At 72.1% G+C, this 13082-nt stretch carries 13 protein-coding genes and 1 pseudogene; 7 read left to right on the top strand and 7 right to left on the bottom strand.

The genetic code is table 11. The annotated features are described in order from the left end of the window. Positions 1 to 49: 49 nt before the first annotated feature. Complete coding sequence (locus tag AFM16_RS09740) at positions 50 to 1123, top strand: aminotransferase class V-fold PLP-dependent enzyme (RefSeq protein ID WP_078633054.1); 1074 nt, start codon at positions 50 to 52, stop codon at positions 1121 to 1123. Here AFM16_RS09740 and thpD read toward each other — a convergent pair. The 5 genes from thpD to AFM16_RS09715 all read right to left on the bottom strand — a co-directional run bounded on the left by thpD (position 1107) and on the right by AFM16_RS09715 (position 5633). Further along, positions 1107 to 1997, bottom strand: a complete 891-nt coding sequence (gene thpD, locus AFM16_RS09735) for an ectoine hydroxylase (RefSeq protein ID WP_078636893.1) — start codon at positions 1995 to 1997, stop codon at positions 1107 to 1109. The two genes, AFM16_RS09740 and thpD, sit on opposite strands and share 17 nt — an antisense overlap. A gap of 5 nt (positions 1998 to 2002) precedes the next feature. Continuing rightward, positions 2003 to 2407, bottom strand: a complete 405-nt coding sequence (locus AFM16_RS09730; protein ID WP_030791097.1) for an ectoine synthase — start codon at positions 2405 to 2407, stop codon at positions 2003 to 2005. A gap of 55 nt (positions 2408 to 2462) precedes the next feature. Further along, on the bottom strand, positions 2463 to 3734 hold the full coding sequence (gene ectB / locus AFM16_RS09725) for a diaminobutyrate--2-oxoglutarate transaminase (protein WP_078633053.1): 1272 nt from the start codon (positions 3732 to 3734) through the stop codon (positions 2463 to 2465). 11 nt (positions 3735 to 3745) lie between these two features. After that, positions 3746 to 4264, bottom strand: coding sequence for a diaminobutyrate acetyltransferase (gene ectA / locus AFM16_RS09720; RefSeq protein ID WP_078633052.1), 519 nt, complete (start codon positions 4262 to 4264; stop codon positions 3746 to 3748). A gap of 268 nt (positions 4265 to 4532) precedes the next feature. Next, entirely contained in the window at positions 4533 to 5633 is a 1101-nt protein-coding gene (locus AFM16_RS09715) for a pyridoxal-phosphate-dependent aminotransferase family protein (RefSeq protein ID WP_030791091.1), read from the bottom strand. A 211-nt stretch (positions 5634 to 5844) separates the two neighbouring features. Here AFM16_RS09715 and AFM16_RS09710 point away from each other — a divergent pair, with 211 nt between their 5' ends. The 5 genes from AFM16_RS09710 (at position 5845) to AFM16_RS09690 (ending at position 10728) form a co-directional block, all read left to right on the top strand. Next, entirely contained in the window at positions 5845 to 6708 is an 864-nt protein-coding gene (locus AFM16_RS09710) for a transporter substrate-binding domain-containing protein (RefSeq protein ID WP_078633051.1), read from the top strand. Between the two features lie 4 nt (positions 6709 to 6712). Next, complete coding sequence (locus AFM16_RS09705; RefSeq protein ID WP_030791087.1) at positions 6713 to 7561, top strand: amino acid ABC transporter permease; 849 nt, start codon at positions 6713 to 6715, stop codon at positions 7559 to 7561. Continuing rightward, on the top strand, positions 7558 to 8355 hold the full coding sequence (locus AFM16_RS09700; protein ID WP_078633050.1) for an amino acid ABC transporter ATP-binding protein: 798 nt from the start codon (positions 7558 to 7560) through the stop codon (positions 8353 to 8355). Before AFM16_RS09705 ends, AFM16_RS09700 begins: the two co-directional genes overlap by 4 nt. Positions 8356 to 8369: 14 nt before the next feature. Beyond that, positions 8370 to 9461, top strand: coding sequence for an amidohydrolase family protein (locus AFM16_RS09695; RefSeq protein ID WP_030791083.1), 1092 nt, complete (start codon positions 8370 to 8372; stop codon positions 9459 to 9461). A gap of 280 nt (positions 9462 to 9741) precedes the next feature. Further along, positions 9742 to 10728, top strand: a complete 987-nt coding sequence (locus tag AFM16_RS09690; protein WP_107419054.1) for an SCO1860 family LAETG-anchored protein — start codon at positions 9742 to 9744, stop codon at positions 10726 to 10728. Between the two features lie 67 nt (positions 10729 to 10795). Here the strand turns inward: AFM16_RS09690 and cobC are convergent, their stop codons facing one another. Both cobC and AFM16_RS09680 read right to left on the bottom strand, forming a co-directional pair. Continuing rightward, positions 10796 to 11860, bottom strand: a complete 1065-nt coding sequence (gene cobC / locus AFM16_RS09685) for an Rv2231c family histidinol phosphate aminotransferase CobC (RefSeq protein ID WP_078633048.1) — start codon at positions 11858 to 11860, stop codon at positions 10796 to 10798. A gap of 25 nt (positions 11861 to 11885) precedes the next feature. After that, positions 11886 to 12428, bottom strand: a pseudogene (locus AFM16_RS09680) (cobalamin biosynthesis protein); the annotation flags it as partial. Here AFM16_RS09680 and AFM16_RS09675 point away from each other — a divergent pair. Next, the gene (locus AFM16_RS09675; RefSeq protein WP_030791075.1) at positions 12345 to 13073 is read left to right on the top strand and encodes a ZIP family metal transporter; all 729 of its coding nucleotides are present in this window, start codon (positions 12345 to 12347) and stop codon (positions 13071 to 13073) included. The pseudogene AFM16_RS09680 and the gene AFM16_RS09675 overlap by 84 nt on opposite strands. Positions 13074 to 13082 lie beyond the last annotated feature (9 nt).

Raw genomic sequence — 13082 nt, 5'->3', positions numbered from 1 at the left:
GCAGAAATCGGCAATGGACGGGGACATCCATCGGCCCCACAGTGGAGCCATGGAGACCTTCGAGACCCTCGTCCGCGCCGAGTTCGCCCCGAAGAACACCTTCCTCAACACCGCGAGCAACGGACTGCTCCCGGCCCGCGCCGTCGCGGCCCTGCACGAGGCCGTACGGCTGCGGGCCGAGGGCCGGCCGCTGACCCCGCTCTACGCCGACGTGGAGGCGGCCCGCGCCTCCTTCGCCCGGCTGGCCGGGGTGTCCGTGGACCGGGTGGCGGCCGGGGCCTCGGTCGCCGCGCACACCGGGGTGATCGCCGCCTCGCTGCCCGCGGGCGCCGAGGTCCTCACCGCCGAGGACGACTTCACCTCCGTCCTCAACCCGTTCCACGTCCGCGGCGACCTCAAGGTGCGCGCCGTGCCCCTGGAGCGGCTCGCCGAGTCCGTGCGGCCCGGCACCGCGCTCGTCGCGGTCAGCGCGGCGCAGTCGGCCGACGGGCGGCTCGCCGACCTGGCCGCGCTGCGCGAGGCGGCCCGCGAGCACGGCGCCCGGACCTACGTCGACTGCTCGCAGTCCGCGGGCTGGCTGCCGACCGACGCCGCCGCCCACGACTACACCGCCACCGTCGGCTTCAAGTGGCTGCTCGGCCCGCACGGCGCGGCCTTCCTCGTCGTACCCGAGGACCTCGGCGGGCTCAGCCCGGTCCTGGCCGGCTGGGTCGCGGGCGAGCGGCCCTGGGAGAGCTGCTACGGCCCCGTCACCGAACTCGCCCGCTCCGCCCGCCGGTTCGACATCAGCCACTCCCTCTTCAGCTACGCCGGACTGCGCCGCTCCCTCGAACTCGTCGAGGAACTCGGCGTGGACGCCGTGCACGCTCACGACGTACGGCTCGCCGACCGCTTCCGCGAGGGCCTCGCCTCCCTCGGCCACGAGGCCGTGCCCGCCCCCGGCTCCGCGATCGTGTCCGTCCCCGGACTCGGCCGCCGTCAGGCGGAGTTGAGCGCGGCGGGCATCGAGGTCTCCGACCGCGCCGGGCATCTGCGCGCCTCGTTCCACCTCTACAACACCGACGCCGACGTCGACCGTCTGCTGGACGTCCTCGGCGGCCGGCCGCTCAGCGCACCGGAGTGAAGTCCCGGGCGCCGATGTACTCCGGACGGCGCACGGGCGCCGCGAACGGCTCCACCGCCGCGTTCTCCACGCTGTTGAACACGATGAAGACATTGCTGCGCGGGAACGGCGTGATGTTGTCCCCGGAGCCGTGCATGCAGTTGCAGTCGAACCAGGTCGCCGACCCGGCGGGCCCGGTGAACAGCCGGATGCCGTACTCACCGGCCAGCTCGGTCAGCGCCTCGTCCGACGGGGTGCCCGCGTCCTGCATCTGGAGCGACTTCTTGTAGTTGTCCTCCGGCGTCGCCCCGGCGCACCCGAGGAACGTCCGGTGCGAGCCCGGCATGATCATCAGGCCGCCGTTGGTGTCGAGGTTCTCGGTCAGCGCGATCGACACGGACACCGTCCGCATGTTCGGCAGCCCGTCCTCCGCGTGCCAGGTCTCGAAGTCGGAGTGCCAGTAGAAGCCCCCGGCGCCGAAGCCCGGCTTGACGTTGATCCGCGACTGGTGGACGTACACGTCCGAGCCGAGGATCTGCCGGGCCCGCCCGACGATCCGCTCGTCCCGCACCAGGGAGGCGAACACCGGACTCAGCCGGTGCACCTCGAACACGGACCGGATCTCCTGCGAGCGCGGCTCCACGATCGACCGCGGGTCCGCCCTGACCCGCGGGTCGGAGACCAGCCGCTCCAGCTCGCGCCGGCAGACGGCCACCTCGTCGTCGCTGATCAGCCGGTCGACGGTGAGGAAACCGTCGCGTTCGTACGCCGCGAGACCGGCCGCGGGAACCGGGCCAGGGGTGTCGGGCGAGCCCCAGACGACCGGGTCCTGCCGGGGCACGGACACCTCGGTGGTGCCGCGGGTGGGGTAGAGATCGGTGACGGTGGTGGTCATGACGGTCACACCTCCTCGGGTTCGGTGAGCAGCGGGTAGACGCCGTTCTCGTCGTGGTCCTCCCGCCCGGTCACCGGGGGGTTGAACACGCAGAGGCAGCGGAAGTCCTCCTGGACGCGCAGCGTGTGCCGCTCGTGTCCGTCGAGGAGGTACATGGTCCCGGGAGTGATCGTGTGGGTTCTCCCGGTCTCGTGGTCGGTGAGTTCGGCGGCTCCCTCGACGCAGACCACGGCCTCGACATGGTTGGCGTACCACATCGACGTCTCGGTGCCCGCGTACAGGACCGTCTCGTGCAGGGAGAATCCGACCCGCTCCCGGGCGAGCACGATCCGCTTGCTCTCCCAGGTGCCGGACGCGGACCGCACATGGCGGTCGGTGCCCTCGATGTCCTTGAACGAACGGACGATCACGGTCTCTCCTTTCGCTTTCGCTCTCGTGTCGGTCAGGCGGTCGAACGGCCGGAGGTCAGGTGGTCTCGCGGACGGCGCGGGCGACGACGCTCAGCCCCTCGTCCAGCTCCTCCGGCGTGATGGTCAGGGCCGGCAGCAGTTTGACGACCTCGCTCTCCGGCCCCGACGTCTCGATCAGCAGCCCGAGTTCGAAGGCCCGCCCGGCGACCCGCCCGGCGCGCTCCTTGTCGTGGAACTCCAGGCCCCACACCAGCCCCCGCCCGCGGTACTCCTTCACATCGGCGAGGTTCTCCTCGGTGATCGAGATGAGCCCCTCCTCGATCTGCTCGCCGCGCGCCCGGGTCTGCTTCTCCATGGCCGCCCCGTCGGTCCAGTACGCCTCCAGCGCGGCGGTGGCGGTGACGAACGCCGGGTTGTTGCCACGAAAGGTGCCGTTGTGCTCGCCCGGCTCCCAGACGTCCAGCTCCGGCCGGAACAGGCACAGGGACATGGGCAGTCCGTAGCCGCTGATGGACTTGGACACCGTGACGATGTCGGGCACGATCCCGGACTCCTCGAAGGAGAAGAACGCCCCGGTGCGCCCGCAGCCCATCTGGATGTCGTCGACGATCAGCAGCATGTCCTGCCGCTCGCACAACTCCTTGAGCGCGCGCAGCCATTCGGGCCGGGCCACATTGATGCCGCCCTCGCCCTGCACGGTCTCCACGATCACCGCGGCCGGCTTGTTGAGCCCCGACCCCTGGTCCTCCAGCAGCCGTTCGAACCACAGGAAGTCGGGGACCGTGCCCTCGAAGTAGTTGTCGAACGGCATCGGCGTCCCGTGCACCAGCGGTATCCCGGCGCCCGCCCGCTTGAAGGCGTTGCCGGTCACCGCGAGCGACCCGAGGGACATGCCGTGGAAGGCGTTGGTGAACGACACGATCGCCTCACGCCCCTTCACCTTCCGGGCCAGCTTCAGCGCGGCCTCCACCGCGTTGGTCCCGGTCGGCCCCGGGAACATCACCTTGTACGGCAGATCGCGCGGCCGCAGCACCAGGTCCTGGAAGGTGCTCAGGAACGTCCGCTTGGCGACGGTCGACATGTCGAGCCCGTGCGTGACACCGTCGCGCAGCAGATAGTCGATCAACGCCCGTTTCAGCACCGGGTTGTTGTGGCCGTAGTTGAGCGATCCGGCACCGGCGAAGAAGTCCAGGTGACGGCGGCCGTCCTCGTCGTACATGACGCTGCCCTGCGCGCGGTCGAACACGGCGGGCCAGCTCCGGCAGTAGCTGCGCACCTCGGATTCGAGGGTCTCGAAGACACTGAGGTCGGGCTGGGTGATGGTCATGGTGTCGCTCCTCAACTCGAAAACGGGCCGATGCGGTACAGGACTTCGGGGTCGTGCGGACCGTCCGGGAACAGCCCCGCGCCGAACAGGACCTCGCGGCGGACGGTCGCCCCGTGCCGGGCGGCGTACGAGGTGAACAGCCGCTCGGAGGCGGTGTTGCCCGGGGTGATCGTGGTCTCGACGGTGGAGAGCGGGGCGGTGCGCCCACGCTCGGCGGCGATCCGCGCGGTGAGCCCGTCGAGCAGCGCGGCGGCGAGACCGCGGCCCCGGTGCGCCCGGTCCACGGCCACCTGCCAGACCAGCAGGGTCCCCGGGGCGTCCGGCCGTACGTACCCGGTGACGAAACCGACCGCTTCGCCGTCCTCGTCGCGGGCCACCGCGGAGGTGGCGGCGAAGTCACGGCACCACAGCAGATAGCTGTAGGAGGAGTTCAGATCGAGCGTTCCGGATTCCTTGGCGATACGCCAGATGGCGGCCCCGTCCGCCACCGACGGGAGGTCGATTCGCAGGTCTGCTTGTGCGGCAGTCATGCGGAAGGAACTTACCCAGCGAAATTCAATGACGCATGGAGGGTCGGTGGGGATTCCGTGATGCGAGGGAGAGGGGAGGGGGATATGGGACGATTCATGCCCCGCATAAGGTATATAAAGGAACGCCTGTGGAATGGATCACGTACGCGAAATCGCCCTGAAAATCCCCGGGTTTAGCCCCGGGGAATCAGGGCAGAAGCACTAGGGAAATCTATCCGAAGTGATCCGAAGTGAATTTCGGTGAATTGGATATTCGGGCGCCTTGAATTCAGCGCCACGCGCCGTCCGCCGCCTTCAGCGCCGCCGGCAGGTCGGTCGTCAGACCCCGTTCCGTGAGGGCCGCCGCGAGGGCCGTCAGGGCGGCGCGGACCGTGGCAAGGGTGGCGGCCGGGCCGTAGTGGTTGACGCGGATCATCTCCGCGGCCAGCGCGCCACCGCCCGCGGCCAGCGGAAGCGCGGGATCGGCGGCCAGGGCGTGGGCCACCAGCTCCGAGGCCGGCGCCCCCGCGGGCGCCCGCAGGGTCGTGGCGACCGGCGCCGCGTCCCGCGCCTCGTACACGTACGGTTCGAGGCCGCCGCCCAGTGCCGCCGCGCCCGCGCGGGTCGCCGCCGCGGCGGACGCGTGGCGGGCCATCACCGTCTCCAGACCGTCCGCCTCGATCCGCTCGACGCACGCCTCCAGACCGAGCATCTCCAACTGCGCCGGCGCGTGCGGCAGGGCCGTGCGGCCGCCGTCCAGCCAGCGCTCCTTCCAGTCCAGCAGCGAGAGGTACGAGCGGCGCGGCGCCCTCGGGTTCGCGGCCATCCGCGCCCAGGCCCGCTCGCTCACCGACACCGCCGACACCCCGGCGGGACCGCCCATCGCCTTCTGCGCGCCGATCACGCACAGGTCCACGCCCCACGCGTCCGGCAGCACCGGCTCGGCCCCGACCGAGGCCACGGCGTCCAGATAGAACAACGCACCCTGCTCCCGCACCACCGCGCCGATCTCCGCGACCGGGTTGGTGTTGCCCGTGGCCGCCTCCGCGTGCACCAGCGAGACGAAGTCGATCTCCGGGTGCGCGGCGAACGCCTCCCGGATCTGCGCGGCCGTCACCGCCGTGTGGAAGGGCACCGCCAGATCGATCACCGTGGCGCCGCAGTCGCGCAGCCAGTCCCCGAAGGTCTGCCCGTAGGGGCCGGTGATCACGTTCAGGGCCGTGGTGCCGGGGCCCGCGGTCGCCCGGATCGCCCCCTCCAGCGGCAGCAGCGCCTCGCCCTGCATGATCACGACGTCCTGCTCGGTGCGCAGCAGCCGGGCCACCCGGTCCTCGATCGACGCGAAGCGCGCGGCGCCGAGCGGGGCCAGGTCCAGGAACGGGTGTGTCACGACGGTGCTCTCTTCGACGTACGGGGTAGAGGTGACGAGAGTATCCGCCCCCACCCGCACCCCCGCGCAGCCGCCGACCGATGACTTCGCAGGTCCGTCGGCTCCTTGACCATCGGATTGGTTTGAGACACTCAAACTTCTCCTTATAATCGGATCCTCAGGTCCCCAGGACCTCACTCACCCCCCACCTCCCCCCACAGGAAGGCCCGCCGTGAAGACCCTCCCCGGGCGACGGACCCGCGTCCTGGCCGCCGGCACCGCCGCGGCCGCACTGATGCTCGTGGCCGCCTGCACCTCCAGCGACGACGGAGGCAGCGGCTCCAAGACCGCCGCCGGTGGAGTGGAGCTGGCCAAGGCCGGCCAGCTCACCACCTGCACCCATCTGCCCTACCCGCCCTTCCAGTCGGAGATCGACGGCGAGGTGCAGGGCTTCGACGTGGCCCTGATCGACCTGGTCGCCGAGGACCTCGGGGTGAAGCAGGTGATCCTCGACACCCCGTTCGAGAACTTCAAGACGGGCGCCTTCCTCAACTCCGGCCAGTGCGACGTCGCCGCGGCCGGTATGACCATCACCGAGGAACGCAAGAAGAACGTCGACTTCTCCGACCCGTACTTCGAGGCCACCCAGGCCCTCCTGGTCGACCGGGGCAGCGGGATCACCTCCCTCGCCGACGCCAAGGCCAAGAAGGTCAAGCTCGGCGCCCAGGCGCAGACCACCGGCGAGGACTACGCCAAGCAGCAGGGCTTCGACCCGGTCTCCTTCGAGTCCTCCGACGCCGTCCTCAACGGCCTGCGCTCCGGCCAGGTCAAGGCCGTGATCATCGACTTCCCGGTGGTCCAGGGCTGGCTGAAGGACAAGGCCAACGCCGACGCCTTCGAGGTCGCCGACAACATCAACACCGGTGAGCAGTACGGCTTCACGGTGAAGAAGGGCAACACCGAGCTGCTCGCCGCCATCAACAAGGCGCTGGCCGGGGCCAAGGCGGACGGCACGTACAAGGAGATCTACGAGAAGTGGATCGGCCCCTACGACGAGTCCGCGGCCTCCCCGGCCGCGACCGCCTCGGCCTCCTGACCCGATGGCCGGGACCGGGACGGACACACCCCTGGAGCCGCTTCAGCCCAAGCGGAAGGGCCTGAGCCGACGGCAGCGGCGCAGCCTCTCGCGGGGCGTCCAGTACGTGCTCTTCGTCGCGGCCGTGATCGCCGTCGCGGTCTCGGCCGACTGGGGCCGGCTGAAGAACCAGTTCGCCCAGGGGAGCATCGCCAAGGAGATGTTCCCGGACGTCATCACGCTGGCGCTCAAGAACACCGTGCTCTACACGCTGTCCGGCTTCGCCGTCGGACTCGTGCTGGGCATGGTGATCGCGCTGATGCGGCTGTCGTCGGTGGGCCCCTACCGCTGGTTCGCCGGCGTCTACATCGAGATCTTCCGCGGACTGCCCGCCCTGCTGATCTTCATCTTCATCGGGGTGGCCGTCCCGCTCGCCTTCCCGGGCACGGAGATCGTCGGCGGCACCTACGGCAAGGTCGCCCTCGCGCTCGGCCTGGTGGCCGCCGCCTATATGGCGGAGACCATCCGCGCCGGCATCCAGGCCGTCCCCAAGGGACAGATGGAGGCGGCCCGTTCCCTGGGCTTCTCACCGGCCAGGGCGATGGTCTCGATCATCATCCCGCAGGCGTTCCGGATCATCCTGCCGCCGCTCACCAACGAACTGGTCCTGCTGTTCAAGGACTCCTCGCTGGTGCTGTTCCTCGGCGTCACCCTGGAGGAACGCGAACTGTCCAAGTACGGGCGCGACCTGGCCAGCCAGACCGCCAACTCCACGCCGATCCTGGTCGCCGGCCTGTGCTATCTGCTGGTGACCATCCCGCTCGGCTTCGTCGTGCGCCGTATGGAGGCCAAGGCCCAGGAGGCCGTGAAATGAGCCGACCGGAGATCCAGGTCAAGGACCTGCACAAGTCCTTCGGCGCCAACGAGGTGCTGCGCGGCATCGACCTGGAGATCGGCCAGGGCGAGGTCGTCTGTGTGATCGGCCCGTCCGGCTCGGGCAAGTCGACCCTGCTGCGGTGCGTGAACCTGCTGGAGGAGCCGACGAAGGGCCAGGTGTTCGTCGGCGGCACCGAGATCACCGACCCGGACGTCGACATCGACGCCGTACGCCGCAGGATCGGCATGGTCTTCCAGCAGTTCAACCTCTTCCCGCATCTGTCGGTGACCGAGAACCTCACGCTGCCGCAGCGCCGGGTGCTGCGCCGGGGCAAGACGGAGGCCGCCCGGGTCGCCGCCGAGAACCTGGCCCGGGTGGGCCTGTCGGAGAAGGCGGACGCCTACCCCGCCTCCCTCTCCGGCGGCCAGCAGCAGCGCGTCGCGATCGCCCGCGCGCTCGCCATGGGCCCCGAGGTGATGCTCTTCGACGAGCCGACCTCGGCGCTCGACCCGGAGCTGGTCGGCGACGTCCTCGCCGTCATGCGCATGCTCGCGGACGAGGGCATGACGATGATGGTCGTCACCCACGAGATGACCTTCGCCCGCGAGGTCGCCGACCGGGTCGTCTTCATGGACGGCGGCGTGATCGTCGAGGACGGCACCCCGGAACAGGTCATCGGCGCCCCCTCCCACGAACGCACCCGCCACTTCCTCTCCCGCCTCCTCGACCCGGCGATGGCCCAGGTCGAGAAGGACAACCCGGCCGACCGGGTGGAGAAGAGCGACAAGTAGCTAGGGTGCATCGCATGAGCGATCACCCGGTGCTGCACGTGAAGGGGCGGGTCCTGGCCGGGCCCGACGACGTCCGCGACGAGCTGTGGGTCGTCGACGGCCGGATCAGCTACGACCGTCCCGCCGACGCCCGCGACGTGCGGACGGTGACGGGCTGGGCGCTGCCCGGCCTCGTCGACGCCCACTGCCATGTGGGTCTCGGCGCGCACGGGCCGGTCGACGCCGACGAGGCGGAGAAGCAGGCGCTGACCGACCGCGAGGCCGGCACCCTGCTGATCCGCGACGCGGGATCGCCGTCCGACACCCGCTGGGTGGACGACCGCGACGACCTCCCGAAGATCATCCGGGCCGGCCGGCACATCGCCCGCACCCGCCGCTACATCCGCGGCTACGCCCACGAGATCGAGCCCGACGACCTGGTCGCCTACGTCGCGCAAGAGGCCCGGCGCGGCGACGGCTGGGTCAAGCTGGTCGGCGACTGGATCGACCGCGAGGTGGGCGACCTGGCCCCGAGCTGGCCCCGGGACGCGGCCGAGGCGGCCATCGCCGAAGCCCACCGGCTGGGCGCCCGGGTCACCGCGCACTGCTTCGCCGAGAACTCCCTGCGCGACCTCGTCGAGGCGGGCATCGACTGCATCGAGCACGCCACGGGCCTGACCGAGGACCTGATCCCGCTCTTCGCCGAGCGCGGCGTCGCGATCGTCCCGACCCTCGTCAACATCGCGACCTTCCCGAGGCTCGCGGAAGGCGGCGAGAGCAAGTTCCCGCGCTGGTCGGCCCATATGCGCCGGCTCCACGAACGCCGCTACGACACCGTCAGGTCCGCCTACGACGCCGGGATCCCGGTCTTCGTCGGCACCGACGCCGGCGGCACCCTCCCGCACGGCCTGGTGGCCGCCGAGGTCGCCGAACTGGTCACCGCAGGCATCCCGCCCCTGGACGCCCTCGCGGCCACCACCTGGACCGCCCGCGCCTGGCTCGGCCGGCCCGGCCTGGAGGAGGGCGCCCCCGCCGACCTCGTCGTCTACGACACAGACCCCCGCACCGACGTCCGCGTCCTCGCGGACCCCCGGCGGGTGGTCGTCAACGGGCGCGTCACGGCCTGACCCCCGGTCCGGCGGCCCGCCGTGACGTGCGCCCCGCACGGGTCGTTGTGCACCCCCGTCCACGCGCCGGTGCGGCGGGGCTCCGGTCGCCGCATCGGGTGACACGGCGGTGACGGCGGGGAACACCCGTGCCGCGAGATTCGAACAAGTCCACGGAAACCCCCCTTTGGGGTGAAGTCCCGTGAGATCGCTGACTGTTCACCCGTCATGCGTAATTCTTTCCGGGTCCCAAGCATGTCTCTCTGGGGGTCCCACCACCTTGAACGGCCATCACTTCCGCATGCCCGCACGCCGTCTCGCCTCCGTCGCGGCGGCCACCGCCCTGGCCGCCGGTCCCACCGCCCTGGCCTGCGCGAGCCCCGCCCACGCGACCTCCGACCACGGCCGCGCGAGCGCCGTCGTCCTGCGCACCGCGCTCGACGTGAACCTGCTCAACAAGACCGTCGACGTCCCGCTCGCCCTCAGCCTCAACGAGGTGACCGCGCCGCAGAGCGCCGAGAAGACCGCCCTCACCGCCGAGCTGGACGGCGTCGCCGGCGGACGGCCCTTCACCGTCCTGCGGGCCAAGGTCGCCGAGGCCAAGGCCACCGTCGACGACACCAAGGCCGAGGCGTCCACCCGCCTCGCCCACGCCAGGCTGCACGTCCCCGGCCTGCCGCTGCTCTCCGTCATCGAGGTCGGCGCGGTCAGCTCGCGGGCCACCTGCGAGACCGGCAAGTCCCCGGTCGCCGAGTCCAGCCTGCCCGGCTCGGTGACGGTCCTCGGCAAGAAGGTCTCGGTGAGCGCGGGCGGCACCACCGACGTCAAGGTCCCCGGCGTCGGCGAGGTCCGGCTCGATCTGTCCCAGCGCGAGACCACCTCCCGCACGGCCGCCGCCACCGCGCTCGAACTCACCGTCTCCGTCAACCCGTTGAAGCTCAACGTCGCCGAGGTCACCGGCAAGCTCACCCTCGCCCAGGCCACCTGCGAGACCCCGAAGGCGCCCGAGGAGGAGGCCGCGGAGGAGAACGGGGAGGAGAACGGCACCGGCACCGAGGAGGAGACCGGCACCGAGGAGAACAGCGGCACGGAGGAGAGCGAGGCGCCGGCCGCCGACGACAGCGGCGCCGAACCCGCCACCGACGTCAAGGCGCAGGGCGCCCACGCCGAGGCCGGGCTCGCCGAGACCGGCGGCAGCTCCACGACGCCGTACATCGCGGGCGGCGCCGTGGCCCTGCTGGCCGCCGGCGGGGGAGCGGTGGCCCTGGCCCGGCGCAACCGCGGCTGACCCACCGGTCCGACACAGCCCCGCCGTACGGGAGTTCACGCGTCCCGTACGGCGGGGCCGCGCGGTTTCAGCGGCTCGCCAGCACCATCGCCCGGTCCAGCGCCTGGAGGAACGCGTTGACCGTCGGCCGGTCCCGCACCGCCAGCCGCAGCCACTCCTCGTCCAGCCCCGGGAAGGTGTCCCCGCGCCGCACCGCGAACCCCAGGTCCCGCAGATGCCGGCGCACCGCGGCCGCGCGCTCCACCCGCACCAGCACGAAGGGGCCCTCCGCCGGTTCCGCGACCCGCAGCCCGTCCGGGGCGAACTCCCGCAGCCCCGCCACGAGATGGGCCCGGTCCACGGCGATCCGGTACGCCGCGTGCGCCGCCTCCGCCAGCGCGCGCGGCGACACACACGCCTCCGCCGCGGCCAGCGCCGGCGTGGACACCGGCCACAGCGGCTGCGCCCGCTCCAGCTCCGTGACCGTCTCCGGCGCGGCCAGCACGTACCCGATGCGCAGCCCCGCCAGACCCCACGTCTTCGTCAGACTGCGCAGCACCACCAGACCCGGTACGTCGGTCCGCCCGGCGAGGGCCTCGCGCTCGCCCGGCACCGCGTCCATGAACGCCTCGTCCACCACCAGCGTCCGCCCCGGCCGCGCGAGAGCGGCGAGCGCCGCCGCCGGATGCAGCACCGAGGTGGGGTTCGTGGGATTGCCGATCACCACCAGGTCGGCGTCCTCCGGGACGGCCGCCGGATCCAGCCGGAACCCGTCCTCGGCGCGCAGCAGCACCCGCTCCACGCGGTGCCCGGCGTCCCGCAGCGCCGCCTCCGGCTCGGTGAACTGCGGATGCACCACGACCGGCCGGCGCGCGGTGAGCGCCCGCGCCAGCAGTACGAACGCCTCCGCCGCGCCCGCCGTCAGCAGCACCCGCTCCACCGGCAGCCCGTGCCGCGCCGCCACCGCCGCCCGCGCGGCCCGCCCGTCCGGGTAGGCCGCGAGTCCGGTCAGCGACGCCGCGATGTGCTCGCGCAGCCAGCGCGGGGGCGTGTCGGCGCGGACGTTCACCGCGAGGTCGACGAGCGCGGCGCCGTCGTCGCGCACCTCGGCGTCGCCGTGGTGGCGCAGGTCGTGCCGGTCAGTCGTGGGCATGGGAGTCCGCCAACCCGTCGATGTCCATGTCGATGCCGTCGGTCGCCGTCGCCGTCGTCGCGAGCCGCCCGCGCCCGGGGCGCCGTACGACCGCGCAGGTCGCCCTGGCGGGCACCCCGGCCGATCGGCGCTTGGGGACGAGGAGTTCGCCGCCGCGCGCCAGGGCCGCCGCCTCCGCGACCGAGGGGGCACCGACGGCGGCGAGCGGCGCGTCCGAGGGGTTCGGCACCTCGACGGCCGCCAGCTCCGCCGCGGAGTACGTCACCAGCGGCACCCCGAGGCCGGCCGCGGCCGCCACGATCCCGGGCTCCGCCGCCTTGCCGTCGACGGTGGCCAGCTCGGCGACGCCCCGGGCGGAGAGACCCGCGTCGCGCAGGGCGCCCTCGATCATGTCGAGCACCTCCCCGGCCGGGACGCCCCGGGACGCCCCCACCCCGACGACCAGGATGTGCGCGACCGGGGCCGGATCGGATACCAAGGGGCCATGGCCGTCCTCGTCGCGCTCGGCGCGTTCCTCATGACGCTCGCCGGCGGCTGGACCGCCCAGCGTGTCACCGACCGCCGCCATCTGGTCCTCGGCCTGGCCGGCGGCCTGATGCTCGGCGTCGTCGGACTGGACCTGCTGCCGGAGGCCCTGGCGGCGGCCGGCACCGAGGTGTTCGGCGTCCCGGCCGCGCTGCTGCTGTTCGTGGCCGGCTTTCTGCTGGCCCATCTGGTGGAACGCCTGCTCGCGGTCCGCCAGGCCGCGCACGGTGCCGAGGAGGCCACGGGCCGCGCCCCCGAGGTGGGCCTCACGGCGGCCGCCGCGATGGTCGGCCACAGCGCCATGGACGGGGTGGCCATCGGTGCCGCCTTCCAGATCGACGACGGCATGGGCGTGGCCGTGGCCCTCGCGGTGATCGCCCACGACTTCGCGGACGGCTTCAACACGTACACGATCGCCAGTGTCTACGGCAACGCCCGCCGCAAGGCCCTCGCGATGCTGTTCGCGGACGCGGCCGCACCGGTGCTCGGCGCGGCCTCGACGACGTTCGTCACCATCCCGGAGCCCCTGCTCGGCGGCTACCTCGGCTTCTTCGCGGGCGCGTTGCTCTACCTCGCCGCCGCCGAGATCCTCCCCGAGGCCCACCACGAACACCCGGCCCGCTCGACGGTCCTGTGCACGATCGCGGGCGCGGCCTTCATCTGGCTGGTGGTGGGCCTGGCGGGCTGACGTGCCACC

The sequence above is a fragment of the Streptomyces antibioticus genome, assembly GCF_002019855.1.
In the GTDB taxonomy this organism is placed as follows: domain Bacteria; phylum Actinomycetota; class Actinomycetes; order Streptomycetales; family Streptomycetaceae; genus Streptomyces; species Streptomyces antibioticus_B.
This window is presented reverse-complemented; position numbering and strand designations above follow the sequence as displayed.